The following is a 26,318-nucleotide window of genomic DNA, read 5'->3' as shown; positions in this document are numbered from 1 at the left end:
ATTTTTTCAGTGTACACTTGTACGCTAAAATTATCCTGGTGAAATTCACTATCCCTTAAACCGGGTGATGAATCTGGTAAACTGGCCGCCAGTCAACTGTTCAATGAGTCATTCATGTTTTCGCATAGCGATCTCGCCCACCTTAACGATCTGGAAATGCAGGTCTATCAGTTCATCATTAAGCACCGCGAAGGCGTCAGCTACATGACGATCCGCGAGCTGGCTGAGCAGGCTGGTGTCTCCACCACCACCGTGCTGCGTTTCTGTCGCAAGATGGGCTGTGAAGGCTGGTCGGAATTCCGCATCCGCCTGCGTTTAAACGAACAGCAGAGTGCGCCAATGCTCAACACGGCGGGCGTCAGTGAAATGCTGAGCTTTTTTAAGAGCATCAATAATCCGGAGTTTGAACAGCTCATCGCTGAGGCCGCGCAGAAGATTAATCAGGCTGAGCGGGTCTTCTTTATTGGCGTCGGCACCTCCGGCAGCCTGGCAAAATATGGCGCACGCTTTTTCTCTAACCTCGGTAAATTCAGCCACGCGATTGACGATCCCTATTATCCGGTTAGTCCCGATCTCTATGAAAACGCCATTGCCATTATTTTATCGGTCTCCGGTGAAACGGAAGAGATCCTGCGCATTGCCAGCCAGTTCAGCCTGAATAAGTGTAAAATCATTGCGATAACCAACACGGAGAGCTGCTCACTGGCGAAGATCGGTGATTTCAACCTCTGCTACCATGTGCCCATCATCCGTATGGCGGACAATTCCGACATTACGACTCAGGTGCCAGTGACCTATATTATTGAAGCAATCGGCCGCCAGCTGGGGAAATAAAACAGCCTGTTTTTTGGATGTAACAAACGCAATTATTGCCGCGCTGTTATATCGTGACTTTCATTATTGCCTTGCTACACTCAGCTCAATTTCAATATCCGTAATGGGGTGAAGCATGAGTGCAGAATTGCAGTTACCAAAAGGCTTTCTTTGGGGCGGAGCGGTGGCAGCGCATCAGGTTGAAGGCGGCTGGGATCAGGGCGGCAAAGGCGTCAGCATTGCTGATGTGATGACCGGCGGTTCACATGGCGTTGACCGGGTGATCACCGACGGCGTGCAGCCGGGTCATTTCTACCCGAACCACAAGGGTGTGGAGTTTTACTCCCACTACAAACAGGATGTCGCGCTGTTTGCCGAGATGGGCTTCAAATGTTTCCGCACCTCGATTGCCTGGACCCGTATCTTCCCTAACGGTGACGAGCAACAGCCCAACGAAGCGGGCCTGCAATTCTATGACGACCTGTTTGATGAACTGCTGAAGTATGGCATTGAACCGGTCATCACCCTTTCGCACTTCGAAATGCCTTATCACCTGGTCAAAGAGTATGGCGGCTGGCACAACCGCAAAGTGGTCGACTTCTTTGTGCGCTTCAGCGAAGTGGTGCTGAACCGTTATAAAAGCAAAGTGAAATACTGGATGACCTTCAATGAGATCAACAACCAGCGTAACTGGCAGTATCCGCTGTTTGGTTACTGCTGTTCAGGCGTGATCTTTACCGAACATGAGAAACCTGAACAGGCGATGTATCAGGTGATGCACCACCAGTTTGTTGCCAGTGCAAAAGTGGTGAAACTCGGCCACGACATCAATCCTGATTTTCAGATTGGCTGCATGATCGCCATGGTGCCAGTCTATCCCTTCTCCTGCCACCCGGACGATGTGGTGCTGGCGCAGGAATCGATGCATCAGCGCTATGTGTTCAGTGACGTGCAGATGCGCGGCTACTATCCGGCCTACACCCTGAAAGAGTGGGCGCGCAAGGGTTACGACATTCAGATGGAAGCGGATGATGCCGAGACGCTGCGCCAGGGCTGTGCAGACTATGTCGGTTTCAGTTACTACATGAGCAACGCAGTGAAGACCGATGCCAGCGGCGTTGACGATCCGATCACCGGCTTTGAAGGTGTGGTGAAAAACCCGCATGTGAAAGCGTCAGACTGGGGCTGGCAGATCGATCCGGTTGGTCTGCGCTACGCCATGAACGAGCTGTATGAGCGTTACCAGAAGCCGCTGTTTATTGTTGAAAACGGCTTTGGTGCTATCGATAAGCCAAACGCCAATGGCGTGATTGAAGATGATTACCGCATCGACTATCTGCGTGCGCATATCGAAGAGATGAAGAAAGCCGTGGCGTACGATGGTGTTGAATTAATGGGCTATACGCCGTGGGGCTGCCTCGATTGCGTCTCGTTTACCACCGGCCAGTACGACAAACGTTACGGCTTTATTCATGTGAATAAAAACGATGATGGCAGCGGCGATTTTTCTCGTGGGAAGAAAAAGAGTTTCAGCTGGTATCAGCAGGTTATCGCCAGTAACGGCGAAAACCTGTAAGTCATCACGCCGCATCAGCGGCGAAGTGAGTTAACGCCCACCGGCAGCGTCAATGATGCTGCCGGTGACGTAAGAGGCCGCGTCGCTGGCCAGCCAGACGATCGCTTCCGCCACCTCTTCTGCTTCACCGCCGCGTCCCATCGGGATCACGCTGGCAAGCCTGTCTACTCTGCCTGGCTCTCCGCCATCGGCATGCATCTCTGTATAGATGAATCCCGGACGCACGCCGTTGACCCGAATCCCCTGCTGCGCCACTTCCAGCGACAATCCTCTGGTCAGCGTGTCCATCGCCCCTTTTGAAGCGGCGTAATCGACATATTCGCCAGGCGCACCGGTACGCGACGCTGCTGATGAGACGTTGACGATGGAGCCGCCCTGACCGCCGTGATGTGTGCCCATCCGCTTAACCGCCTCACGACAGCAGAGAAAAGACCCAATCACGTTGGTGGCAAAGACCTTATGCAGGCGTGCCGCATCCAGCTGCTCGGTGCGACACTGCTGAAACAAAATCCCGGCGTTGTTCACCAGCAACGCCAGCGGTTCGGACTGCTGGTCGAGCTGCGCAAACATCGCCATCACCTGGGCTTCATCACTGATATCTGCCTGAACAGCAAAGGCTTCACCGCCCTGCTGCCGGATCTGTGCCACCACCTGTTGAGCTTCCGCTTCGCGCTGACGGTAGTTCACCGCAACCCGATAACCCCGGGCGGCCAGTAACAGCGCCGTGGCCCGCCCGATACCGCGGCTGCCCCCCGTAACCAGTGCCAGTTTCATGCTGATTCTCCAGTACAAAGGGCCGACGAATCGGCCCTTTATGATTAACGTTTGCCTGCGGGGAAATTACTGATAGTCGCTCATCGGCACGCAGGAGCAGAAGAGATTACGGTCGCCAAACACATCATCCAGACGTTTTACCGTCGGCCAGTATTTGTTGTGGCTGCCCGCCGGGAAGACTGCGAGTTCGCGGCTATAAGGATGTGACCACTCACTGACGATTTCCAGCTGAGTATGCGGCGCATTAACCAGTGGATTGTTATCCAGCGGCCATTCACCTGACGTCACCCGATCAATCTCCATGCGGATCGCCAGCATCGCGTCGATAAAGCGATCCAGTTCGATTTTGCTTTCCGATTCGGTCGGCTCAACCATCAGGGTGCCCGCCACCGGGAAGGACATCGTTGGTGCGTGGAATCCATAATCGATCAGGCGCTTAGCAATATCCAGCTCACTGATGCCGGTCTGCTCTTTCAGCGGACGGATGTCGAGAATACATTCGTGCGCCACGCGACCGTCACGGCCAGTGTAGAGCACCGGATAGGCCGACTGCAGGCGGCGGGCAATGTAGTTGGCATTCAGAATCGCAACCGAGCTGGCCTGTTTCAGCCCTTCCGCGCCCATCATGCGAATGTACATCCAGCTGATTGGCAGAATGGATGCACTGCCAAACGGCGCTGCGGATACGGCGCCCTGCTGCGTCAGCACACCGTCAATCTGCACCACGCTGTGTCCTGGCACAAACGGGGCCAGGTGCGCTTTGACGCCAATCGGTCCCATACCCGGACCACCGCCGCCGTGCGGAATGCAGAAGGTTTTATGCAGATTCAGGTGCGAGACATCCGCGCCGATATAGCCAGGCGTGGTGATGCCGACCTGCGCATTCATGTTCGCGCCATCCAGATAGACCTGACCGCCATACTGATGCACGATCTGGCACACTTCGCGAATGGTCTCTTCATAAACGCCATGAGTTGACGGGTAAGTCACCATGATGCAGGAGAGCCTGTCGCCCGCCTGAGCCGCTTTCTCACGCAGATCGCCAAGGTCGATGTTGCCCTGTTTATCGCAGGCCACGACCACCACGTCCATGCCCGCCATCTGGGCTGAGGCCGGGTTAGTCCCATGCGCCGAGCTCGGGATCAGGCAGAGATGACGATCGCCCTCGCCACGGCTTTCGTGATAGCGGCGGATCGCCAGCAGTCCGGCATATTCACCCTGCGCGCCGGAGTTTGGCTGCATACAGAGTGCATCATAGCCGGTGAGCTGCACCAGCCACTGTGAAAGCTGGCCGATCATCTGCAGATAGCCGGTAGCCTGTTCAGCCGGGCAGAATGGATGCAGCTCCGCAAATTCCGGCCAGGTGATCGGGATCATCTCTGCCGCGGCATTGAGCTTCATGGTGCAGGAGCCCAGCGGGATCATCGCCTGATTCAGCGCCAGATCCTTTTTCTCCAGGCTGTGCATGTAGCGCATCATCTCGGTTTCGCTGTGATGACGGTTGAACACCGGATGGGTCAGGATCTCGCTGTGGCGTTGCAGGCCAGCAGGAATCGCGTGGCTCTCGCTGGCCACTTCGCTGTCGAGCTTTTCCAGGTCCTGACCGTGTTCATCACCCAGCAGAATGGCAAACAGCGCCAGAATATCTTCGCGGCAGGTGGTTTCATCCAGCGTGATGCCCACGGCGTTATGGATGTCGCTACGCAGGTTAACGCCAAAGCTCAGGGCGCGGTTCAGCACGGCGGCTTTATCCGCCACCTCCACCGTCAGCGTATCGAACCAGTGCTGATGGCGCAGCTTCAGGCCGCCCTGTTGCAGTCCCGCCGCCAGAATGTTGGTGAAGCGATGAATGCGTGAGGCAATGCGTTTCAGGCCCGCCGGGCCGTGGAACACCGCATAGAGACCGGCGATGTTTGCCAGCAGCACCTGCGACGTACAGATGTTGGAGTTGGCCTTTTCACGGCGGATATGTTGTTCGCGGGTCTGCATCGCCATACGCAGCGCCGTGTTGCCCGCTGCATCACGTGAAACACCAATGATACGGCCTGGCATAGAGCGTTTATGCTCGTCGCGGCTGGCGAAAAAGGCCGCGTGAGGGCCGCCGTAGCCCATTGGCACGCCGAAGCGCTGAGCTGAACCAAAGACAATGTCTGCACCCTGTTTGCCTGGCGCTTCCAGTAACACCAGCGACATAAAGTCCGCCGCTACGCTGACCACTACTTTGCGGGCTTTCAGTCCGGCAATCAGCGCGCTGTAATCGTGCGCTTCGCCGGTAGTGCCCACCTGTTGCAGCAGCACACCAAACAGGTCGTCATGATCGGGCGCTTTGTCCGCGCTATCAATAATCAGTTCGAAACCGAACGTCTCCGCACGGGTGCGGACCACATCCAGCGTCTGCGGATGGATATCATCGGCAATGAAGAATTTATTGGCATTTTTGAGTTTACTGACGCGTTTTGCCATCGCCATCGCTTCAGCGGCAGCGGTCGCTTCGTCCAGCAGTGAGGCAGACGCGATATCCATGCCGGTAAGATCCAGCGTCAGTTGCTGGAAGTTGAGCAGCGCTTCCAGACGGCCCTGGGAGACCTCGGGCTGATACGGGGTATAGGCGGTATACCAGCCCGGATTCTCCAGCATATTACGCAGGATGACCGGCGGGGTGATCACCGCGCTGTATCCCATACCGATCCAGGATTTGTAACGCAGATTCTGGCTGGCAATCGCTTTCAGTTCGGCCAGAGCCTGCTGTTCAGTGGCGGCTTCGCCAACCGCTGGCGGGCCTGGCAGCTGAATGTCTGCCGGCACAATCGTGCTGATTAACGCTTCCAGCGAACGGGCACCAATAGCGTCAAGCATCTGCGCCTGCTGCTCAGGTGAAGGACCGATATGGCGCTCAATGAATGCACCGTTGTGTTCAAGCTGGCTGAGAGTCTGAGTCATTAGCAGTAAATCCTGAATCGGGCTGGGGGAACCGGAGAGCAAACATAAATCTGCGGCCTCTGTGTGAGGCCGCCTGACGACTACTCGTCGATGGAGGCTTTGTAAGCATCCGCATCCAGCAGCGTGTCGATTTCAGACGCGTCGCTGGCTTTAATTTTGAATAACCAGCCGCCTTCATAAGGCTCGCTGTTGACCTGCTCCGGTGAGTCAGTCAGTGCTTCGTTGACCGCCACAATCTCACCGCTGATCGGCGCATAGATATCTGAAGCCGCTTTAACGGATTCCGCGACCGCGCACTCTTCACCAGCGGCAAACGTCGCGCCCACTTCCGGCAGATCGACAAACACCATGTCGCCCAGTAGCTCCTGCGCGTGTTCAGTGATACCCACGGTGTAGCTGCCATCTTCTTCTTTGCGCACCCACTCGTGGCTGTCGCGGTACTTCAACGTATTCGGCACATTGCTCATTGGCCATTTCTCCTGAATAAAATTTACTGAGCGACCGGTTTACCGGCGCGGACAAAAACGGGACGGGTAACCTGGACCGGCATCTGGCGGTTACGGATCTCAACGATGGCGGTGCTGCCGACTGAGGCCGGTACGCGCGCCAGGGCGATGCTGCAACCCAGCGTCGGTGAGAAAGAGCCACTGGTGATGATCCCCTCCTGCGGCTGCCCCTGGTCATCGGTGAAACGCACCGGCAAGCCGTTACGCAGCACCCCTTTTTCTGTGAGGATCAGCCCCACCAGCTTTTCGGTACCGCGTTCACGCTGCAGTTCCAGCGCTTCCCGGCCGATGAAATCGCGGTCAGCAGGTTCCCAGCAGACCGTCCAGCCCATGTTGGCAGCCAGCGGTGAAACGCCTTCATCCATCTCCTGACCATACAGATTCATACCCGCTTCCAGACGCAGCGTGTCACGTGCGCCCAGTCCGGCAGGTTTAACGCCAGCAGCCAGCAGACGCTGCCAGAAATCGGCCGCCTCCTCTGCGGGCATAGCAATCTCATATCCCGCTTCGCCGGTATAGCCGGTGGTGGCGATAAACAGGTCACCTGACTGCACGCCGAAAAATGGCTTCATGCCGGCAACAGCCTGACGCTGCTCCTCGCTGAACAGCGTCTGTGCCTTCTGCTGCGCCTGCGGACCCTGCACGGCAATCAGCGCCAGGTCGTCGCGTTCCGTCAGCGTAATGCCATAGCCCTGCGCGTGTTGCGTGATCCAGGCGAGATCGTTTTCACGGGTGGCAGAGTTCACCACCAGGCGGAAGAACTCTTCGCTCATAAAGTAAACAATCAAATCGTCAATGACGCCACCCGAGGCATTCAGCATCCCGGTGTAGAGCGCTTTGCCTGGCTGGGTCAGTTTTGCCACATCATTTGCCAGCAGGTAGCGCAGGAATTCACGGGTACGCGGGCCTGTCAGGTCGACGATGGTCATGTGAGAGACATCAAACATACCGGCGTCGGTGCGCACCACATGATGTTCATCCATCTGGGAGCCATAGTGCAGCGGCATCATCCAGCCATGAAAATCCACCATGCGGGCACCGCAGGCCTGATGCTGTTCAAACAGAGGTGTTTGCTGAGTCATAACCATCCTGTGCAGAAGCGAGTAAGTGCAAAAGTGCGCCGGAATTCAGTGCCGACGCAAACGTTCTCTTAGGGCTGACGTTACCACCGAATCTGACGATTAACCATAAGCAAACCGGGGTCGAAAGCAGAGGCACAGCCTAACCAGGAACGGCTGCTAACAGGATATAAAACTGCAATTTTGTGATTAATCGCGCAATAAATGCAGGGAATTTAAATATACGCAGCAAATTTATGCGGGATGGCATTCAGGATGTTAAAAAAAATCCCGCGCCCAGCGGACAGAATAATGAGAAAAAGTAATGCGAATTCGCCCGCAAAATTAGAATAAATCAAACGAAGACCTCTGCTGGTGCAGCGTTGCCTTTTTGTGGTGCAGAGCGGTGTCAGGCATAAAAAAAGCCAGCAGAAGCTGGCTTATCAGAAGGGCGAATTTAGCGTAGCCAGGCGGGCAGATCATTCAGGCCCATCGCCTGCTTCAGCATCATGGGTTTAACACCCGGCAGGCGGTCAGCCAGTTTCAGACCCACGTCGCGCAGCAATTTTTTCGCCGGATTATTGCCTGCGAACATTTCACGGAAGCCCTGCATTCCCGCCAGCATCATCGCTGCGCTGTGCTTACGGCTGCGCTCATAGCGTCGCAGATAGAGGTGCTGACCAATATCTTTGCCCTGCTGATGCAGACGGCGAATCTCACCGATCAGCTCGGCGGCATCCATAAACCCAAGGTTAACGCCCTGACCCGCCAGCGGATGAATGGTGTGAGCCGCATCGCCCACCAGCGCCAGACGGTGTGCCGCGAAGTTGCGGGCATAGCGCGCCACCAGCGGAAACGATTTGCGCTCGCTTTCCAGCTGGCACAGGCCGAGCCGCATATCAAACGCCACCGAGAGCTGCTGATTGAACAGCGCTTCCGGCATGGTTTCCAGACGGCTCGCTTCCTGCGGCGAGAGCGACCAGACGATGGAACTGAGATGGGGATCCTGCATCGGCAGGAAAGCCAGAATGCCGTCGCCGTGGAACACCTGGCGCGCTACCGCGTCGTGCGGCTTCTCAGTGCGGACGTTTGCCACTAACGCATGGTGATCGTAATCCCAGAAGGTCAGCGGGATATCGGCTTTGTTGCGCAGCCAGGAGTTAGCGCCGTCAGCGGCAATCATTAATCGCGCACTTAGCATGCTGCCATCCTGCAGGGTAACAAAGGCTTCGTTGTCACCAAACGCGACCTGCTGTAACTGCGAGGGTGCCATAATCGTCACGTCGCTGCAGGCGCTGGCACGTTGCCAGAGCGCATTGTGGATCACCGGGTTTTCGATGATATGGCCCAGATGCGACAGGCCCTGCTGCTCATCATCAAAGGCGATGGAGCCGAAACTGTCCTTATCCCACACTTCCATGCCGTGATAAGCGCTGGCGCGCAGCGAGAGAATGGTCGACCAGACATCCAGCTTCTGCAGCAGCCGTTCGCTGGCGGCATTGATTGCCGACACGCGAACTGACGGTGACGCACTCAGCGCCAGCGGTGGCTCCGGTGATTTTTCCAGTACGGCGATGCGCAGTCCGCTGCCCTGCAAGCCGCAGGCCACCGCCAGTCCCACCATACCGCCACCGGCAATCACCACATCAAAAGTTTGCATCTGAGCCTCTTTATTAACGCTTAACCCAGCCAAGCGTGCGCTCAGCCAGTTGATTTCTTAACCACGGCAGATGATCCATCGCCAGCAGGCCCAGGTTACGTCCTGCCACCAGCGGGCCATAGCGATTCGCAAAGACGCGAACCAGTCCGTCGGTGATACCGATGGTGGCGGCGCGATCGGCCTGACGACGCTGCTGGTAATGATGCAGCACCGCATAGCTGCCGGGGTCCTGCTGCTGCCGATGGGCGGCTGCCAGCGTTTCAGCCAGCGACATCACATCGCGCAGGCCCAGGTTGAAGCCCTGCCCGGCAATCGGATGCAGCGTCTGCGCCGCATTGCCCACCACCGCCACGCGATGCGTCACTGGCGACATCGCCCGGTGCAGCGCCAGCGGGTAATACTCACGCTGGCCGGTGTGGGTGAATTTACCCAGCCGCCAGCCAAAGGCACGCTGCAGCTGGCTGAGGAATTCAGCCTCGCTCCACTGCTCAATGCGTTCACGCTGTGAAACCGGATGACACCAGACCAGCGACAGGCGATTGCCGGACATCGGCAACAGCGCCAGCGGGCCATGTTCGGTAAAACGTTCAAATGCCCGGCCCTGATGGGGCAGCGCGGTGGAGACATTGGCAATCACGGCAAGCTGTTGATAGTCTTCTCTTTGCCACTGAATGCCGCACGAAGCCGCCAGCGCAGAGCGCGTGCCATCCGCCGCCACCAGCAGTTTGCCGCTGAGTTGTTCGCCACTGTCCAGCGTCACCTTAACCTGCTGCTCATGGCGGTTAGCCTGGATGACACGAGCCGGACAGCGCAGCGTTACGCCGGGTGCTTTTTTCAGTTCCGCAAACAGACGCTGACCGACGTCAAACAGCTCGACAACCTGTCCCAGCGCCGGAATAGCGTAGTCAGCCGCCGCCAGCGACACAAAACCAGCGTGACCGCGATCGGAGACATGAATGTCGGTAATCGGCGTGGCACAACGGGCGATGTGCTGCCACAGATTGATGTCCGCAAGCTGCTGGCAGGTACCGGCAGAGAGCGCAATAGCGCGGCCATCGAAACCGGGATGCGCCCGACTGCCAGGCTCGCTGCTTTCAATCAGCGTTACCGGCAGTGTGCCCTGGGTCAGATGGGAGATCGCCAGCGCCAGCGTCGCCCCGGTCATGCCGCCACCGGCAATCAGAATCGTCATGCCTGTTTTGCCGCCGCCATCAGTGCTTCAATCTCATCCGCCTCTTTCACGACGCTGTCGGTGAGATTTTCAATGCCATCTTCAGTGATCACAATGTCATCTTCGATTCGGATACCAATGCCGCGATACTGCGCGGGCACGTCGGCATCCGGTGCGATATAAAGACCCGGCTCGACGGTTAACACCATGCCCGGTTCCAGTACGCGGTCGCGGCTCGGGGTGCCGTAGTGGCCGACATCATGCACATTCAGCCCCAGCCAGTGGCCCAGGCCATGCATATAGAACTGACGATGGACTTCCTCGGCGATCAATGTATCGACGTCGCCCTCCAGGATGCCCAGCTCCACCAGCCCGGTGACCATGATACGCACCACTTCATCATTCACTTCACGAATGCTGATGCCCGGCCGGAACAGTTCAAGCGAGCGGTTGAGGCAAGCCAGCACGATGTCATAAATCGCGCGCTGCGCCGGGCTGAATTTGCCGTTAACCGGGAAGGTGCGGGTGATATCGCCTGCATAGCCGTGGAACTCACAGCCTGCATCGATCAGCACCAGATCGCCGTCGCGCATTTCGCTTTCGTTTTCGGTGTAGTGCAGAATGCAGCCGTTAACTCCGGCACCCACAATGGTGTTATAGGAGGGAAAACGCGCGCCGTGACGGTTAAATTCGTGCTGAATTTCCCCTTCGAGCTGATACTCGAACAGGCCTGGCCGACAGGCTTGCATGGCGCGGGTATGCGCCAGTGCACTGATTTTCCCGGCGCGACGTAACAGTTCAATCTCATCCGCATCTTTAAACAGGCGCATCTCATGCACCCAGGGACGCCAGTCAGTGAGGGTATCGGGCGCACTGAGATGCTGGCGGAAGCCGCGACGTAGCTTATCCAGCGCGCTGAACACCAGTGTGTCCGCGTGGGCATATTCGCCCTGCGCATGGTAAACCACATCCAGGCCATTCAGCAGCAGGTGTAGCTGGTCACCAATATCATTCCAGGGTAAAGCACGATCGACGCCCAGTTTGTCGGGTGCGGCCTCCTGACCCAGGCGACGGCCAGACCAGGTTTCCGCCGCAGGATCGCGCACGCGATTAAACAACACGCTGTGGTTATGATTCTCATCGCTTTTGATCAGCACCAGCAACGCCTGCGGCTCGTTAAAACCGGTGAAATACCAGAAGTCGCTGCTCTGGCGGAACGGATATTCGGTGTCATTACTGCGCATCACTTCTGGCGCAGCAAAGATTAACGCTGCGCTGCCAGGCACCATCTTCGCCAGCAGCGCCTGACGACGCTGCAGGAATCGTTCCAGTGAAATCATCTCTGCACTCCCTGTAAACTGACCGGTTAAACTCGTTGACCTGAAATTAGTGTAGCGTCGGTTTTTGCACTTCTGGCGCGGTTGGCTGCGGGCGGGTGAACGTATCGTGGCACAGCAGCGCGGCGACACGTACATACTCAATCACCTCCTCCAGCGACTGCTCCAGCTCCTCCTGGTCTTCATCTTCTTCGTAACCGAGCTGTGCGATAGTGCGCAGATCATCGATTGCTTCGCCGGTTTCGCCGGTCACTTTATCCAGTTTAGGCTGTGTTACGCCCAGGCCGAGCAGAAAATGGTTAACCCAGCCCGCCAGCGCGTCGGCACGGTCAAAGACGGTGATGTCGTCGTCAGCAGGCAGCAGCAGCTGAAACAGGAAGCCTTCATCTTCCAGCGTAGTCGCCGTATGCTCGTGTAGCTCCGCCAGCGGCACGGCAAGAGTGTGTGAAAACGCCATGCCTTCGTTAGCCAGATCGTGTACCAGCGTCTTCCAGCTGGTGTCCTGGTTCCCACCGCAGAGGATCCCGCTCAGCAGGCCGTGCATTTCTGCGGGCGTCATTCCTACGCCCTGCTGTGAGAGCACCGCCGCGAGCGCGTTGTAATCGGGGGTTGCGTTCTGTAAGGACATAAGTTTTCATCGTCGTTGGCAGAATAAGTTCGTGTTATGCTACCACTAGCTGCCTCAAGGTTTCCAGAAAAGGGGTTGTATCTTATTTCGTGGGTCTATATAGTTGCCCGCCTCCCAAGCCATTGACTGCTAAGGGAGTTGCGAGCGAAGTAATCAGTCAGGAAGGTGGCATGTCTGCACAACCGGTAGATTTACAAATTTTTGGTCGTTCGTTGAGAGTAAATTGTCCGCCAGAGCAGCAAGATGCGCTCAATAGCGCGGCTGAAGATCTCAATCAACGGTTGCAAGATCTAAAAGTTCGCACTAGAGTCACCAATACAGAACAACTGGTGTTCATCGCCGCGTTAAACGTCTGCCACGAGCTGGCGCAAGAGAAAGTGAAAACGCGCGATTATGCTGCTAATATGGAACAGCGTATCCGTATGTTGCAGCAGACGATTGAACAGGCATTAGTTGAGCAGGGTCGCATCTCTGAGCGTGAGGGTGCGAAGTTCGAATAAAACTTCATGGTTGCTATACTTAAGTAACGGTGAGGTAAATTTTCTCTGAGATGTTTGCATGTGGGCCAGTCCCCTGAGCCGATATTTCGAAAAAACAGAATGTGACGCTCGTAACCTGTGTGCATGCTCGGTTCGTCCGAGAAGCCTGATGGTTATGACGGCATGTTCACCTTGAACCAAGGGTTCAAGGGTTACAGCCTACGGCGGCATCTCGGAGATCTCTCTTCCTGTAGTCCTGCTTTTTTCCCCTGACTGACATGTTATAGTCGCTCAACAGCGACTTATCCGGCGGGGAAATCATGTCTGAACCTTCCATGTCTGAACCTTCAATGACCCAGCGTCAGGCGATTCGCCAGCATGTGCGACATCTGCGACGGGCACTTACCGATGAGCAGCAAACGCAGGCCGCTGAGCAGCTCGCTGAACATGCGCTCAACTACGCCCCGGTGACTGAAGCGCGCAATATCGCCCTGTTTCTGTCGGTGGATGGCGAACTGAATACCCGCCCGCTGATTGCCCGCCTCTGGCATTTGAAGAAAACGGTCTGTCTGCCGGTTTTACACCCCTTCTCCCCCGGTAATTTGTTGTTTCTGCGCTACTCGCCCGATACTCCATTGCTCAAAAATAAGCTGCGCATTCCTGAACCGCCGCTGGATATCCGGCAGGTGATCACGCTTGATCAACTGGATCTGATGATGGTGCCGCTGGTGGCATTTGATCAGCATGGACAGCGTCTGGGGATGGGCGGCGGCTTCTACGATCGCACCCTGCAGAACTGGCGGCAGCACGGTTTTTTGCCGGTGGGCCTGGCACACGATTGTCAGCAGGTCGATAGCCTGCCGGTGGCAGAATGGGATGTGCCTTTGCCGGCGGTAATGACGCCATCAAAACTCTGGCAGTGGGAGTAGAAGAGTCGCTTTTGCAGACAAGTGAAAACCCATACCTGGGCGCATCTGGCAGCAATGAAATAGCTTAACGCGCAGGGAACATGGTCAGAAGAGGAAAGCGTCCCGCCGCCCGGATAAAAACGCCGGGAGCGTTTTTAAACAACGCAACGCGTTGGCCCGGTTACGGGCGCACCTCAGGGATGAGGTGCGTAATCGCGCGGGCCGGGCATGCCATGGATGGCGGCTTTTGCATCTTTCCGATCTGACCGTGTTCCCTTCGCAGTCTCGGTCTTACAGCAAATGGGGACAGCCTGTATTAACTACCTGAAGAGACGCGACTAAGCGCCTGTTCAGGTTGGTAGCGCTTAGTAAAGCAGACGGGCGCGGATGGTACCCGGAATCGCCTTCATCAGTTGCAGCGCGTTCTCAGCCACTTCCGGCTCTGCATCAATGTCGATCACCACATAGCCCATAAACGGCGAGGTTTGCAGATACTGGGCGGCGATGTTGATGCCCTGCTCGGCAAAAATCTGGTTGATGGCCGTCAGCACGCCAGGGCGGTTCTCATGGATATGCAGCAGACGACTGGCGCTGATACCGTGAATCGGCAGTGACACTTCAGGGAAGTTAACAGCCGAGAGAGTCGAGCCGTTATCGGAGTATTTCGCCAGCTTGCCCGCCACTTCAATGCCGATGTTCTCCTGCGCTTCTTCCGTCGAGCCGCCAATGTGCGGCGTCAGGATCACGTTGTCGAACTCACTCAGTGGAGAGATAAACGGCTCGCTGTTGGTAGCTGGCTCGCTCGGGAAGACGTCGATGGCTGCGCCACCCACCTGCTTGCTGGCCAGCGCATCGCACAGCGCCGGGATATCCACCACCGTGCCGCGTGAGGCGTTAATCAGCAGCGCGCCAGGCTTCATCTGCGCCAGCTGCTCTGCACCAATCATATCCTGTGTAGAGACGGTTTCCGGCACGTGCAGGCTGACCACATCGCTCATGTTGAGGAGATCGGCCAGATGGCGTACCTGCGTGGCATTACCCAGCGGCAGCTTGTTTTCAATGTCGTAAAAGAAAACATGCATACCCAGGCTTTCTGCCAGCACGCCCAGCTGCATTCCGATGTGGCCGTAACCGATAATACCCAGTTTTTTGCCACGCGCTTCAAATGAGCCTTTGGCAATCTTATTCCAGATGCCACGGTGTGCTTTCGCATTCGCTTCCGGGATGCCACGCAGCATCAGCAGCATCTCACCAATCACCAGCTCCGCAACCGAGCGGGTATTTGAGAACGGCGCATTGAACACGGGAATACCCCGGCTGGCAGCCGCCTGCAGATCAACCTGGTTGGTGCCGATACAGAAACAGCCAACGGCGACCAGCTTTTCAGCCGCCGCAAAAATCTCTTCAGTGAGCTGGGAGCGGGAACGGATACCAATAAAGTGTGCATCACGGATCGATGCTTTTAACGCGTCGGAGTCCAGTGCGCCCTTATGGAATTCGATGTTGGTATAGCCTGCAGCCCGCAGGTTCTCCAGCGCGCTCTGATGGACACCTTCCACCAGCAGGAACTTAATCTTATCTTTTTCCAGTGATACCTTTGCCATTTCCCGATCCTATTCAGCATTCAATGAGGACTACCATAAGCCAGCCTTCTGTCAAAATATCAAAAAAATCGCGTCGGGCAATACAAACGATTGCCCGGCCGCCAGCACGGCAGCGGCTGACGGCAGCACATTGCCGGACAAAATAAGGAGGTCGGACTGGAAGAGAGAACGAACCCGCTGCCGATGACGGTTATGTGACATAAGTCACCAAATTTCACCGCAGCGAGAAAAGATGATTTGCAGGCAGAAATAACCGACGCCGCATCGACGCCGGACAGATCATTTTTTGATGGTTTTCACGCCATCAGGCCCGCCAATCAGTGCAATATCGGCACCACGCGCGGCAAAAAGGCCCACGGTAACGACGCCAGGCAAGGCGTTGATGGTTTTTTCCAGCTCAATGGGATCGAGAATGCGCAAATTATGCACATCGAGAATAATGTTGCCGTTATCGGTGACCACGTTCTGACGATACTCAGGCAAGCCGCCCATTTTCACCAGCTGACGCGCCACATAACTGCGCGCCATCGGGATCACCTCGACCGGCAGCGGGAAACGGCCCAGCACATCGACCTCTTTTGAAGCGTCAGCGATACAGATAAAGGTTTCAGCCACGGCGGCCACGATCTTTTCGCGCGTCAGCGCCGCGCCGCCGCCTTTGATCATCTGCATCTGTGGGTTGATCTCATCCGCGCCATCTACGTACACCGACAGCAGGTCAATCTCGTTCAGGTCGAACACCTGAATACCCAGGCTCTTCAGCTTCTGGGTTGAGGCATCCGAGCTGGAGACGGCACCTTCAATCTGATGCCTGACCGTGGCAAGCGCATCGATAAAGTGGGCAGCGGTGGATCCGGTGCCCACACCAACAACGGTGCCCGGCTGCACGTACTCAAGTGCAGCCCAGCCAACGGCTTTTTTCAGTTCATCCTGGGTCATGGTATGTTTAAAACCTGTGCGACAACGAAGTGCGCGTAGTATAAAACAAGGCTTGCTGAAAATGCTCGGCTGACCGACGTGGATTTATCGCTTTGGAAGCCAGCCCACAAAAAACAAGAGAGCCATCACAGGTGATACTTTTGTGGCATAGTGACATCCATCCTGAAGGAGAGAGAAGAATAATGAAACGCCCGGATTATCGAACGCTTCAGGCGCTGGATTCAGTGATCCGCGAACGCGGATTTGAGCGTGCCGCTCAAAAATTATGTATCACCCAGTCAGCGGTTTCACAGCGTATCAAGCAGCTGGAGAATCTGTTTGGTCAGCCGCTGCTGGTGCGAACCGTGCCACCACGTCCGACCGAACAGGGTCAGAAACTGCTGGCGTTGCTGCACCAGGTGGAACTGCTGGAAGAGGAGTGGCTGGGCGATGAGAACAGTGGCACCACGCCACTGCTGCTGTCGCTGGCGGTCAATGCCGACAGTCTGGCGACCTGGCTGCTGCCTGCGCTGAAAGATGTGCTGGCAGATTCCCCTGTACGCCTGAATCTGCAGGTCGAAGATGAAACCCGCACCCAGGAGCGTCTGCGTCGTGGTGAAGTGGTGGGTGCGGTGAGTATTCAGCCGCAGCCGCTGCCCAGTTGCCTGGTGGATCAGCTCGGTGCGCTCGACTACCTGTTTGTAGCGTCGCGCGACTTTGCCGATCGCTTCTTCCCCAACGGCGTCACCCGCTCTGCCCTGCTGAAAGCGCCTGCGGTGGCGTTTGACCATCTTGATGATATGCATCAGGCCTTCCTGCAACAGAACTTTGATCTCTCACCTGGCAGTGTGCCCTGCCACATCGTGAACTCCTCTGAAGCCTTCGTGCAGATGGCGCGACAGGGTTCAACCTGCTGTATGATCCCGCATCTGCAGATTGAGCGTGAGCTGGCGAGCGGTGAGTTAATAGATCTGACGCCAGGCTTGTGTCAGCGCCGGATGCTCTACTGGCATCGTTTTGCGCCGGAAAGCCGGTTAATGCGTCGGGTGACCGATGCGCTGATTGCGCATGGACATCGGGTGCTGCGTCAGGATGACGTCGCAGCCTGAAAACAAAAACGGGGCGAAAGCCCCGTTTTGACTGCTGACAAATTATGCCCCGAACGGCTGTAAGGATGGATTGGCTCAGGGAACAAGGTCAGATCGGAAAGGCGCTTAAGCCAATCCCTGGCCGCTCGGCCCGCGCCGTCCATGGCGCGGGACGCTTTCCTCCTCTGACCATGTTCCCTTCGCTTTGAATTTATTCATTGCGGTCAGATCCTGAGATTCATCGGCAGTCTTAACGGGGCATCATCCCCGTTTTGCACTATGGCGTATTGGGCTTGATCTCAAACACCACATCAACCTGATCGTCAAAGTTGATGCTCTGCTGATCGTAGGTCTCCTGCGCCGAGGTATCTGCCGCTGCAGCCGCTTTATACATACGGTTCATCGGCATCGGCTGATAGTTAGCGACCTGATAACGAATGCTGTAGATCGAACCCAGCTTGGCGTTAAAGCCTTCAGCCAACTGTGATGCCTGCTGCGTCGCATTTTTAATCGCTGCTTTACGCGCCTGCTCTTTGTAACTCTCCGGATTTGCCACGCCTAACTCGACGCTACGCACCTCATTCAGACCGGACTTCAGCGCCCCGTCCAGCAGATCATTCAGCTTGTCCAGCTGACGCAGGGTTACCTGCACCTGACGCACCGCACGGTAACCTTTCAGGACGGATTTACCCTCTTTGGTGTAATCGTACTCAGGCTGGGTGCTCAGGTTTGCCGCATCAATATCTTTCTTCTCAATGCCGTTTTTCTGCAGAAAATCGAAATATTGTGCAACCCGGCTATCCGCCTGCTTTTTCGCATCTGCGGCATCTTTTGACGACACGTTCACAACGATAGAGAGCGTGGCGATATCGGGACGGGCATCGACCGTTGCCTTGCCTGAGGTCACCACGTGTGGCCCGTTCGGTAACTCATCAGCGTGTACGCCAGGCAATGCCCCGGCGCTCATGATTGCGGCCAGAGCCAATGCTTTCAGTTTCATGAAAGTCCTCCTTGAAAAGGTACTATGACGGCTTCCAACCGGCGAAGCCCAACAGCGCATCGGTATGCGCCATGCTTTGAGTGGTCATTATGGCAAAAGTTCGGCCTCCGCGCGGCAATAACCGCACCGGATCGACGTTGGGATCAAAATCCGGCAATGCCCTGGCGCGCCAGTTGCAGGGCGATAAACCACATCACCGCGCCTACCAGCAGGTTAATGATGCGCTGGGCTTTGGCGGTGCGCAGGCGTGGTGACAGCCAGGCGGCCAGCAGCGCCAGACCGAAGAACCACAGGATCGACGCACTGATGGTGCCCAGCGCAAACCACTGACGCGCGGTGGTGGTCGGCAACTGACCGCCAAGACTGCCCAGCACCACAAAGGTATCGAGATAGACGTGCGGATTGAGCCAGGTCACTGCCAGCAGCGTCGCGATAATGCGTCCCCTGCTCTGCTTTAATGGCTCACCATCCGCCAGATCGGCGTCGCCGCGAAAAGCGCTACGCAGTGCGCCCCAGCCATACCACAACAGAAAGGCTACGCCCGCCCAGGTGATCACCATCAGCAGCAGTGGAGACTGGCTCAGCAAGGCACTGCCGCCAAAGATCCCACCGCAGATCAGCAGAATATCACTCAGCGAGCAGAGGGCCGCCGTCATCAGATGATACTGACGCTTCACGCCCTGATTCATCACAAAAGCGTTCTGCGGTCCCAGCGGCAGAATCAGCGCGGCGCCCAGGGCAAGCCCCTGAAAATAGAGAGATAACACAGGATTATTTCCTCACATCGTTAGAGGAGGAGAAGTATAAAGAGAGAGGATGATTAGCGGAAATTGAAAGAATTAATCTGCGATTAGCAAAATGAATGGGCGACAGACGCCGCCCACTGAAAGATTACTGTGGCTGAGTCTCTGGCGTAGTTGCGTCCGACTGTCTGACACGGTGCAGATGCACATCCATCTGCGGATAAGGAATACCAATCCCTTTTCCATCCAGCGCACGCTTAAAGTTCTTCAGCAGATCCCAGTAAACGTCCTGCAGGTCGCCGCTGTTGCTCCAGCAACGCACCACAAAGTTCATTGAGGAGGCTGCCAGTTCGTTAAGACCGATCTGGATACCTTTATCTTTCAGCACGCGGCTATCCGCTTCTACAACCTGTTGCAGTAAGGCGATCACTTCATCCACATCCGCCTCGTAAGCCACGCCAATGATAAATTCATTACGGCGAACCGGTTCACGCGAGAAGTTGACGATGTTCCCGCTGATGATCTTGCCGTTTGGCACCACCACGATTTTGCCGTCTGCCGTTCTCAGCGTGGTGGAGAAAATCTGCACATGCAGCACGGTTCCCATAACGCCGCCCAGATCGACGAACTCGCCGGTGCGAAACGGACGGAAGGTGACCAGCAGAACACCTGCAGCAAGGTTAGAGAGTGACCCCTGCAGCGCCAGACCCACGGCCAGACCCGCAGCACCCAGCACGGCAATCACCGAGGCGGTCTGCACACCGATGCGTCCCAGCGCTGCGATAACGGTGAAGGCGATAACCCCATAGCGCACCAGTGCGGAGAGGAAGTCCGCCACGGTAGCGTCTATGTGACGGGCGCGCAGCAGGCGATTTACGGCATTAGAAATGATACGGGCGATAATCATCCCGATAATAATGATGGCAATAGCTGCAACGATATTTACGGCATAGCTGATGATCAGCGCCTGATTGCGAACCAGCCAGTTACCTGCGTTGTTTAAGCCGTCGACGACGTGTAACTCTTCCATTAATAAGCCCTGTTGTTAGATTCCCACCGGGAATGAAAAAACTGCCAGATGACATCCGACACCCTGCCATCAAGGGTAATCAATTATCTCCTTAAGCGCCAAACCGACCGGCGTTTAACCCTGTTTTTCCAGAAATTGTGCATAAAAAAAGGCCCTTTCGGGCCTTTTTTGTACGGTAACGACTCTTCAGTTACAGCACGTCGACAGCGTTAAGCTCTTTGAAAGCCTGCTCCAGACGCACCACCATAGAGGCCTGGGCTGAACGCAGCCAGACGCGTGGGTCGTAGTATTTTTTGTTTGGCTTGTCAGCGCCTTCCGGGTTACCCAGCTGCGACTGCAGATAGCCTTCGTTCTTTTTGTAGTACTGCAGGATGCCGTCCCAGGTTGCCCATTGGGTATCGGTATCGATGTTCATCTTGATCACGCCGTAGCTGATAGACTCTTCGATTTCTGCAGCAGAAGAACCTGAACCGCCGTGGAAAACGAAGTCCAGCGCGTTGTGCGGCAGGCCATGTTTTTCACACACATATTTCTGCGAATCGCGCAGAATGGTTGGGGTCAGTTTCACGTTACCTGGCTTGTAAACGCCGTGAACGTTACCGAATGATGCCGCAATGGTGAAGCGCGGGCTGATAGCATTCAGTTTTTCGTACGCGTAGTTCACATCTTCTGGCTGGGTGTACAGTGCAGATGCGTCCATGTGGCTGTTATCAACGCCATCTTCTTCACCACCGGTGCAGCCCAGTTCGATTTCCAGCGTCATGTCGAGTTTCGCCATGCGCGCCAGATATTTGCTGCTGATCTCGATGTTCTCTTCCAGTGACTCTTCTGACAGGTCGATCATGTGAGAAGAGAAGAGTGGCTTACCGTTTTTCTGGAAGTACTCTTCACCTGCGTCCAGCAGACCGTCGATCCATGGCAGCAGTTTCTTGGCACAGTGGTCAGTGTGCAGGATAACCGGCACGCCATACTGCTCAGCCATCAGGTGGACATGGTGCGCACCCGCGATAGCGCCGAAAATTGCCGCGCCCTGTGGTTTGTCAGTTTTGAAGCCTTTACCCGCGATAAATGCAGCACCGCCGTTAGAGAACTGGATGATGATTGGCGCTTTAACTTTCGCCGCTGCTTCCAGTGCCGCATTGATGGAGTCGGTGCCGACGCAGTTTACGGCTGGCAGTGCGAATTTGTTCTCTTTCGCAACTTTGAAGATCTTCTGTACGTCATCACCAGTGACAACGCCGGGTTTTACGAAATCAAAAATTTTAGACATGATTGTGTCCTGTTTCGTGACCGTTGTTCCCCTTGAGGAACGTCGATTTAAACGCCCAGACGGGCAAGACTTCAGGCGATGCCGCCAGGCATCGCCCCCAAAGGATTACTGCTTCGCACGCTCTTCCAGCATGGCAACTGCAGGCAGTTTTTTGCCTTCCACGAACTCAAGGAACGCGCCGCCGCCGGTAGAGATGTAGGAAATTTTGTCTTCGATGCCGAACAGGTCGATAGCCGCTAAGGTATCGCCGCCGCCTGCAACAGAGAAGGCATCGCTGTCTGCAATGGCGTTAGCCACGATCTCGGTGCCTTTACGGAAATTAGGGAACTCAAACACGCCCACCGGGCCGTTCCACAGGATGGTTTTAGCATCCTTCAGGATGGCAGCCATCGCCTGTGCGGTTTCATCACCAAAGTCCATAATCTCTTCGTTATCCGCAACTTCCGAAACCTTTTTCACGGTAGCGGTCGCAGTTTCAGAGAATTCTGTGCCGACGCGTGAATCAGTTGGAACCGGAATGCCGTGCTGATCGCGCAGGCCTTTAGCCGCTTCAACGAAGTCTGGCTCATACAGGGATTTGCCGACGTTGTTGTCGATAGCGACGAAGGTGTTGGCAATGCCGCCGCCCACAATCACGGTGTCCGCGATTTTGACCAGAGATTGCAGCACGTCAAATTTGGTAGAGACTTTAGAGCCCCCTACCACAGCCACCAGCGGACGCTCCGGGTTGCTCATGACTTTACCCAGCGCTTCCAGTTCTGCAGAGAGCAGAGGGCCAGCACAGGCGATAGGGGCAAATTTGCCGACGCCGTGGGTAGAAGCCTGTGCGCGGTGCGCGGTACCAAAGGCGTCCATCACAAATACGTCGCACAGAGCAGCATATTTTTTAGACAGCGCTTCGTCATCTTTCTTTTCGCCTTTGTTAAAGCGAACGTTTTCCAGCACAACCAGTTCGCCAGCGCCGACTTCAACGCCATCGAGGTAATCTTTTGCCAGGGTCACGGTGGTGCCGCTAAGCTTGTCTTTCAGGTAGTTAACTACCGGCAGCAGCGAGAACTCTTCATTGTATTCACCTTCGGTCGGACGACCCAGGTGAGAGGTAACCATTACTTTCGCGCCCTGTTTCAACGCCGCTTCAATGGTTGGCAGAGAAGCACGGATACGTGCATCAGACGTCACTTTACCTTCTTTAACCGGTACGTTCAGATCGGCACGGATCAGAACGCGTTTACCAGCCAGATCCAGATCGGTCATCTTAATTACAGACATGGTGAATCCTCTCGTTGATTCTCATAAGTTTTGCCAGACGCATACCGCGTCTTACCTGAAACCGCTTGCGGCCATCGCTAACGTCGTGTCGAGCATTCGGTTAGCAAAGCCCCATTCGTTGTCACACCAGACCAGGGTCTTGATAAGGTGTTGACCGCTGACCCGCGTTTGTGTTCCGTCCACAATGGCACTGTGCGGATCATGGTTAAAATCTACTGAGACTAACGGTAATTCCGTATAGTCAACTATACCACGAAATGTCCCTTCTGCCGCGCTTCGCAACAGGGTGTTAACTTCACACGCCGTCACCGCCTGATGCACAGAAACGCTGAGATCAATGGCCGTCACGTTAATCGTCGGAACGCGAACGGCTATCGCCTCGAAGCGATCGTTGAATTTCGGAAAAATACGGGTAATGCCTGCCGCCAGGCGAGTGTCCACCGGGATGATCGACTGACTGGCTGCACGCGTACGGCGCAGATCGCTGTGATAGGCGTCGATCACCTGCTGATCGTGCATCGCCGAGTGGATCGTGGTGACGGTGCCGGATTCGATACCAAACGCATCATCCAGCAGTTTAATCACCGGGATAATGCAGTTAGTGGTACAGGAAGCGTTGGAGACGATGCGGTCACTGGCGGTGAGTAACTGCTGGTTAACGCCATACACCACTGTGGCGTCGAGATCGTTTCCGCCGGGATGAGAGAACAGCACTTTTTTGGCGCCAGCCTGAAGATGCGCTTCGCCATCAGCGCGTGAGCCATAGATGCCGGTGCAGTCCAGCACCACATCCACGTCGAGTTCACGCCACGGCAGATCGGCAATGGCTGCACGGTGCAAAATGCGCAGGGTATCGCCACCCACCCACATTACATCGCGCTCCTGGCGGACATCGAAAGCAAAACGGCCATGGCTGGTATCGTATTTCAGCAGATGCGCCATACCGGTGGCTTCTGCCAGCTCGTTAATCGCGACCACGGTGATCTCTGCACGTCGGCCCGTTTCATACAGCGCGCGCAGGACGTTGCGTCCAATCCGGCCAAAACCATTTATCGCTATCCGTACCGTCATTTCTCTCCTGCCACGTCAGACTGAAAAAAACGTGCCGTTAGCCTGAGCGTTTCACTGCATTTTGTACAGGAGATTCTTACCCGGCATTGTCCGAAACCAGGGCGATTTGCCTGGCGACTGAAACGGTTCAGCTACAATAATAGAAGGAAGGAATAACAGGAATGATTGTGATCAATCTGGCTGCTTAAATTTGGATCTGCGTCACAAATTAAGGCAAGAGGCGGTTATTACTGCAGGAATAAAAAATAAAAGGGGACGAAAATTTCGTCCCTCTTTTTTTACAGTCGGGCGGGAACAGGCCCGCCTGACCGGTTTTACGCCAGCAGCGCTTTCGCTTTCGCGACGACGTTGTCGACGGTAAAGCCAAACAGTTCGAACAGCTGATCGGCAGGTGCAGATTCGCCGAAGCTGGTCATGCCCACGATAGCGCCGTTCAGGCCGGTGTATTTGAACCAGTAATCAGCGATGCCCGCTTCGATTGCGACGCGTGCGCTGACCGCTTTTGGCAGCACGGATTCACGGTACTCATCACTCTGCTTGTCGAAGGCATCCGTTGATGGCATAGAGACCACGCGCACTTTGCGGCCTTCGCTGGTGAGTTTGTCCCAGGCACCGACAGCCAGTTCAACTTCGGAACCGGTGGCGATCAGGATCAGCTCAGGCGTGCCATCGCAATCTTTCAGCACGTAACCGCCGCGCGCTACGTTAGCCAGCTGTGCCGTGTCACGATCCTGCTGCGCCAGGTTCTGACGGGAGAAGATCAGCGCAGTCGGGCCATCTTTACGCTCAATGGCATATTTCCACGCCACCGCGGATTCAACCTGGTCACATGGACGCCACAGGCTCATGTTTGGCGTGGTGCGCAGGCTCGCCATCTGTTCAACCGGCTGGTGCGTCGGGCCATCTTCGCCCAGACCGATAGAGTCGTGGGTGTAGACCATGATCTGACGGATCTTCATCAGTGCCGCCATACGCGCTGCGTTACGCGCATATTCAACAAACATCAGGAAGGTCGCGGTGTAAGGCAGGAAGCCGCCATGCAGCGCCAGGCCATTGGCGATTGCGGTCATACCGAACTCACGCACGCCGTAGTGGATGTAGTTACCCGCAGCATCTTCGTTAATCGGCTTAGAGCCAGACCAGATTGTCAGGTTGCTGGGTGCCAGATCGGCTGAGCCGCCCAGGTATTCCGGCAGAATTTTACCGAAAGCTTCAATAGCATTCTGTGAGGCTTTACGGCTGGCGATCTTCGCCGGGTTCGCCTGCAGCTGCTCAACGAACTTCTGCGACTCTTCCTGCCAGTTAGCTGGCAGTTCGTTGCTGACGCGGCGTTTAAACTCGGCAGCCAGTTCAGGATGAGCCTGTGCGTAAGCGGCGAATTTCTCATTCCATGCAGACTCTTTCGCCTGGCCCGCTTCTTTCGCGTCCCACTCAGCGTAGATATCAGAAGGAATTACGAACGGCGCGTGGGTCCAGCCCAGCTGTTTGCGGGTCAGTGCCACTTCATCATCACCCAGCGGTGCGCCGTGTGAATCATGGGTACCGGCTTTGTTCGGTGAACCAAAACCGATAACGGTTTTGCACATCAGCAGTGAAGGCTTGTCGCTGACGCTTTTCGCTTCCTCGATCGCTTTCGCAATCGCATCCGCATCGTGACCATCGACGCCGCGCACCACGTGCCAGCCATAAGCTTCAAAGCGCTTAGCGGTGTCGTCGGTGAACCAGCCATCAATGTGACCATCGATAGAGATACCGTTGTCATCATAAAACGCCACCAGTTTGCCCAGCTTCAGGGTACCGGCCAGTGAGCAGACTTCGTGCGAGATACCTTCCATCATGCAGCCATCACCCATGAAGACATAGGTGTTGTGGTCTACGATGTCATGACCCGGACGGTTGAACTGTGCTGCCAGCGTGCGCTCAGCAATGGCAAAACCGACTGCGTTAGCGATGCCCTGCCCCAGCGGACCGGTAGTGGTTTCAACGCCCACGGTGTAGCCATATTCCGGGTGACCTGGAGTTTTTGAGTGCAGCTGACGGAAGTTTTCCAGTTCGCTCAGGGGCAGATCGTAGCCGGTCAGGTGCAACAGGCTATAGATCAGCATTGAGCCGTGACCGTTAGAGAGCACGAAACGGTCGCGGTCCGCCCACAGCGGGTTGGTTGGGTTGTGGTTCAGGTAGCCGCGCCAGAGTACTTCAGCGATGTCCGCCATGCCCATTGGGGCACCCGGATGTCCCGATTTCGCTTTCTGTACTGCATCCATACTTAACGCACGAATGGCGTTGGCAAGCTCTTTACGAGAGGGCATTTTCTACTCCAGGTCGGATTAATGCTTCGCACCTTAACTTATTGTTATTAATGAGTTACCGGGCAAAACAAGGAAAAAGTTGCCCATCAATGTACATGAGAAACGGGGCAAAAGTACATGCTGTAAAACGCTAAATGCAGCCGCTTCGTATGGCTTTTCCAGCCAT

22 protein-coding genes and 1 other RNA gene are annotated in these 26,318 nt (G+C 55.8%); 6 read left to right on the top strand and 17 right to left on the bottom strand.

Annotated elements, in window-relative coordinates; genetic code table 11:
* The first annotated feature begins 114 nt into the window (after window positions 1-114).
* Together NR201_RS13580 and NR201_RS13575 are read left to right on the top strand one after the other, a co-directional pair.
* Window positions 115-834: a MurR/RpiR family transcriptional regulator gene (locus NR201_RS13580; protein ID WP_122889646.1), complete on the top strand. Its 720-nt coding sequence runs from the start codon at window positions 115-117 to the stop codon at window positions 832-834.
* Window positions 835-949: 115 nt separating this feature from the next.
* Entirely contained in the window at window positions 950-2,389 is a 1,440-nt protein-coding gene (locus NR201_RS13575) for a 6-phospho-beta-glucosidase (protein WP_029519408.1), read from the top strand.
* A gap of 30 nt (window positions 2,390-2,419) precedes the next feature.
* Here the strand turns inward: NR201_RS13575 and NR201_RS13570 are convergent, their stop codons facing one another.
* The 8 genes from NR201_RS13570 to NR201_RS13535 all read right to left on the bottom strand — a co-directional run bounded on the left by NR201_RS13570 (window position 2,420) and on the right by NR201_RS13535 (window position 12,463).
* Window positions 2,420-3,163: an SDR family oxidoreductase gene (locus NR201_RS13570; protein WP_061902050.1), complete on the bottom strand. Its 744-nt coding sequence runs from the start codon at window positions 3,161-3,163 to the stop codon at window positions 2,420-2,422.
* Window positions 3,164-3,229: 66 nt separating this feature from the next.
* Complete coding sequence (gene gcvP / locus NR201_RS13565; protein WP_256849852.1) at window positions 3,230-6,103, bottom strand: aminomethyl-transferring glycine dehydrogenase; 2,874 nt, start codon at window positions 6,101-6,103, stop codon at window positions 3,230-3,232.
* 80 nt (window positions 6,104-6,183) lie between these two features.
* Window positions 6,184-6,570: a glycine cleavage system protein GcvH gene (gene gcvH / locus NR201_RS13560; protein WP_010248802.1), complete on the bottom strand. Its 387-nt coding sequence runs from the start codon at window positions 6,568-6,570 to the stop codon at window positions 6,184-6,186.
* Window positions 6,571-6,593: 23 nt separating this feature from the next.
* Window positions 6,594-7,691, bottom strand: coding sequence for a glycine cleavage system aminomethyltransferase GcvT (gene gcvT / locus NR201_RS13555; protein ID WP_010248804.1), 1,098 nt, complete (start codon window positions 7,689-7,691; stop codon window positions 6,594-6,596).
* 433 nt (window positions 7,692-8,124) lie between these two features.
* On the bottom strand, window positions 8,125-9,327 hold the full coding sequence (gene ubiI / locus NR201_RS13550; protein WP_010671056.1) for an FAD-dependent 2-octaprenylphenol hydroxylase: 1,203 nt from the start codon (window positions 9,325-9,327) through the stop codon (window positions 8,125-8,127).
* A 13-nt stretch (window positions 9,328-9,340) separates the two neighbouring features.
* On the bottom strand, window positions 9,341-10,519 hold the full coding sequence (gene ubiH / locus NR201_RS13545; protein WP_256849851.1) for a 2-octaprenyl-6-methoxyphenyl hydroxylase: 1,179 nt from the start codon (window positions 10,517-10,519) through the stop codon (window positions 9,341-9,343).
* Window positions 10,516-11,838 carry a Xaa-Pro aminopeptidase gene (pepP, locus tag NR201_RS13540; protein ID WP_256849850.1) on the bottom strand — a complete coding sequence of 441 codons (1,323 nt, stop codon included), beginning with the start codon at window positions 11,836-11,838 and terminating at the stop codon, window positions 10,516-10,518. The genes ubiH and pepP overlap by 4 nt, the downstream gene beginning before the upstream one ends.
* Before the next feature lie 46 nt (window positions 11,839-11,884).
* The gene (locus NR201_RS13535) at window positions 11,885-12,463 is read right to left on the bottom strand and encodes a YecA family protein (RefSeq protein ID WP_022623836.1); all 579 of its coding nucleotides are present in this window, start codon (window positions 12,461-12,463) and stop codon (window positions 11,885-11,887) included.
* A 170-nt stretch (window positions 12,464-12,633) separates the two neighbouring features.
* Here NR201_RS13535 and zapA point away from each other — a divergent pair, with 170 nt between their 5' ends.
* The 3 genes from zapA to NR201_RS13520 all read left to right on the top strand — a co-directional run bounded on the left by zapA (window position 12,634) and on the right by NR201_RS13520 (window position 13,871).
* Window positions 12,634-12,963, top strand: coding sequence for a cell division protein ZapA (zapA, locus tag NR201_RS13530; protein WP_008925677.1), 330 nt, complete (start codon window positions 12,634-12,636; stop codon window positions 12,961-12,963).
* Window positions 12,964-13,002: 39 nt separating this feature from the next.
* A non-coding RNA gene (gene ssrS, locus NR201_RS13525) (6S RNA) lies at window positions 13,003-13,185 on the top strand.
* A gap of 92 nt (window positions 13,186-13,277) precedes the next feature.
* Entirely contained in the window at window positions 13,278-13,871 is a 594-nt protein-coding gene (locus NR201_RS13520; protein ID WP_010671060.1) for a 5-formyltetrahydrofolate cyclo-ligase, read from the top strand.
* Between the two features lie 344 nt (window positions 13,872-14,215).
* On the opposite strand, the gene serA is transcribed toward NR201_RS13520, so the two are convergent.
* Both serA and rpiA read right to left on the bottom strand, forming a co-directional pair.
* Window positions 14,216-15,454, bottom strand: coding sequence for a phosphoglycerate dehydrogenase (gene serA, locus NR201_RS13515; RefSeq protein WP_033780721.1), 1,239 nt, complete (start codon window positions 15,452-15,454; stop codon window positions 14,216-14,218).
* A gap of 279 nt (window positions 15,455-15,733) precedes the next feature.
* Window positions 15,734-16,393, bottom strand: a complete 660-nt coding sequence (gene rpiA, locus NR201_RS13510) for a ribose-5-phosphate isomerase RpiA (RefSeq protein ID WP_010248819.1) — start codon at window positions 16,391-16,393, stop codon at window positions 15,734-15,736.
* Between the two features lie 182 nt (window positions 16,394-16,575).
* Here rpiA and NR201_RS13505 point away from each other — a divergent pair, with 182 nt between their 5' ends.
* Window positions 16,576-17,481 (top strand): LysR family transcriptional regulator ArgP, encoded by a 906-nt coding sequence (locus tag NR201_RS13505; protein ID WP_010248822.1) that lies wholly within the window; start codon window positions 16,576-16,578, stop codon window positions 17,479-17,481.
* A gap of 256 nt (window positions 17,482-17,737) precedes the next feature.
* Here NR201_RS13505 and NR201_RS13500 read toward each other — a convergent pair whose 3' ends face one another.
* From NR201_RS13500 to tkt, 7 genes are all read right to left on the bottom strand, one after another.
* Window positions 17,738-18,460, bottom strand: a complete 723-nt coding sequence (locus NR201_RS13500; RefSeq protein ID WP_010248826.1) for an oxidative stress defense protein — start codon at window positions 18,458-18,460, stop codon at window positions 17,738-17,740.
* Window positions 18,461-18,603: 143 nt separating this feature from the next.
* Window positions 18,604-19,227: an arginine exporter ArgO gene (gene argO / locus NR201_RS13495; RefSeq protein WP_010671062.1), complete on the bottom strand. Its 624-nt coding sequence runs from the start codon at window positions 19,225-19,227 to the stop codon at window positions 18,604-18,606.
* Between the two features lie 124 nt (window positions 19,228-19,351).
* On the bottom strand, window positions 19,352-20,233 hold the full coding sequence (gene mscS / locus NR201_RS13490) for a small-conductance mechanosensitive channel MscS (RefSeq protein ID WP_167430399.1): 882 nt from the start codon (window positions 20,231-20,233) through the stop codon (window positions 19,352-19,354).
* A gap of 190 nt (window positions 20,234-20,423) precedes the next feature.
* The gene (gene fbaA / locus NR201_RS13485; protein ID WP_010248835.1) at window positions 20,424-21,503 is read right to left on the bottom strand and encodes a class II fructose-bisphosphate aldolase; all 1,080 of its coding nucleotides are present in this window, start codon (window positions 21,501-21,503) and stop codon (window positions 20,424-20,426) included.
* Window positions 21,504-21,608: 105 nt separating this feature from the next.
* Entirely contained in the window at window positions 21,609-22,772 is a 1,164-nt protein-coding gene (pgk, locus tag NR201_RS13480; protein WP_010248837.1) for a phosphoglycerate kinase, read from the bottom strand.
* Window positions 22,773-22,823: 51 nt separating this feature from the next.
* Entirely contained in the window at window positions 22,824-23,843 is a 1,020-nt protein-coding gene (gene epd, locus NR201_RS13475; RefSeq protein WP_256849849.1) for an erythrose-4-phosphate dehydrogenase, read from the bottom strand.
* Window positions 23,844-24,157: 314 nt separating this feature from the next.
* Complete coding sequence (gene tkt, locus NR201_RS13470) at window positions 24,158-26,152, bottom strand: transketolase (RefSeq protein WP_010248841.1); 1,995 nt, start codon at window positions 26,150-26,152, stop codon at window positions 24,158-24,160.
* Window positions 26,153-26,318 lie beyond the last annotated feature (166 nt).

Origin of the sequence: Pantoea sp. Fr-CA_6 (genome assembly GCF_024520895.1) — a bacterium.
GTDB lineage: Bacteria > Pseudomonadota > Gammaproteobacteria > Enterobacterales > Enterobacteriaceae > Pantoea > Pantoea agglomerans.
This window is presented reverse-complemented; position numbering and strand designations above follow the sequence as displayed.

Coding starts and splice junctions, on each gene's coding strand:
- ubiH (WP_256849851.1), bottom strand. CDS start 10,519: ATGACGATTCTGATTGCCGGTGGCGGCATGACCGGGGCGACGCTGGCG.
- NR201_RS13575 (WP_029519408.1), top strand. CDS start 950: ATGAGTGCAGAATTGCAGTTACCAAAAGGCTTTCTTTGGGGCGGAGCG.
- pgk (WP_010248837.1), bottom strand. CDS start 22,772: ATGTCTGTAATTAAGATGACCGATCTGGATCTGGCTGGTAAACGCGTT.
- gcvH (WP_010248802.1), bottom strand. CDS start 6,570: ATGAGCAATGTGCCGAATACGTTGAAGTACCGCGACAGCCACGAGTGG.
- rpiA (WP_010248819.1), bottom strand. CDS start 16,393: ATGACCCAGGATGAACTGAAAAAAGCCGTTGGCTGGGCTGCACTTGAG.
- fbaA (WP_010248835.1), bottom strand. CDS start 21,503: ATGTCTAAAATTTTTGATTTCGTAAAACCCGGCGTTGTCACTGGTGAT.
- gcvP (WP_256849852.1), bottom strand. CDS start 6,103: ATGACTCAGACTCTCAGCCAGCTTGAACACAACGGTGCATTCATTGAG.
- serA (WP_033780721.1), bottom strand. CDS start 15,454: ATGGCAAAGGTATCACTGGAAAAAGATAAGATTAAGTTCCTGCTGGTG.
- NR201_RS13520 (WP_010671060.1), top strand. CDS start 13,278: ATGTCTGAACCTTCAATGACCCAGCGTCAGGCGATTCGCCAGCATGTG.
- zapA (WP_008925677.1), top strand. CDS start 12,634: ATGTCTGCACAACCGGTAGATTTACAAATTTTTGGTCGTTCGTTGAGA.
- NR201_RS13535 (WP_022623836.1), bottom strand. CDS start 12,463: ATGTCCTTACAGAACGCAACCCCCGATTACAACGCGCTCGCGGCGGTG.
- NR201_RS13505 (WP_010248822.1), top strand. CDS start 16,576: ATGAAACGCCCGGATTATCGAACGCTTCAGGCGCTGGATTCAGTGATC.
- NR201_RS13580 (WP_122889646.1), top strand. CDS start 115: ATGTTTTCGCATAGCGATCTCGCCCACCTTAACGATCTGGAAATGCAG.
- NR201_RS13500 (WP_010248826.1), bottom strand. CDS start 18,460: ATGAAACTGAAAGCATTGGCTCTGGCCGCAATCATGAGCGCCGGGGCA.
- mscS (WP_167430399.1), bottom strand. CDS start 20,233: ATGGAAGAGTTACACGTCGTCGACGGCTTAAACAACGCAGGTAACTGG.
- pepP (WP_256849850.1), bottom strand. CDS start 11,838: ATGATTTCACTGGAACGATTCCTGCAGCGTCGTCAGGCGCTGCTGGCG.
- tkt (WP_010248841.1), bottom strand. CDS start 26,152: ATGCCCTCTCGTAAAGAGCTTGCCAACGCCATTCGTGCGTTAAGTATG.
- epd (WP_256849849.1), bottom strand. CDS start 23,843: ATGACGGTACGGATAGCGATAAATGGTTTTGGCCGGATTGGACGCAAC.
- NR201_RS13570 (WP_061902050.1), bottom strand. CDS start 3,163: ATGAAACTGGCACTGGTTACGGGGGGCAGCCGCGGTATCGGGCGGGCC.
- ubiI (WP_010671056.1), bottom strand. CDS start 9,327: ATGCAAACTTTTGATGTGGTGATTGCCGGTGGCGGTATGGTGGGACTG.
- gcvT (WP_010248804.1), bottom strand. CDS start 7,691: ATGACTCAGCAAACACCTCTGTTTGAACAGCATCAGGCCTGCGGTGCC.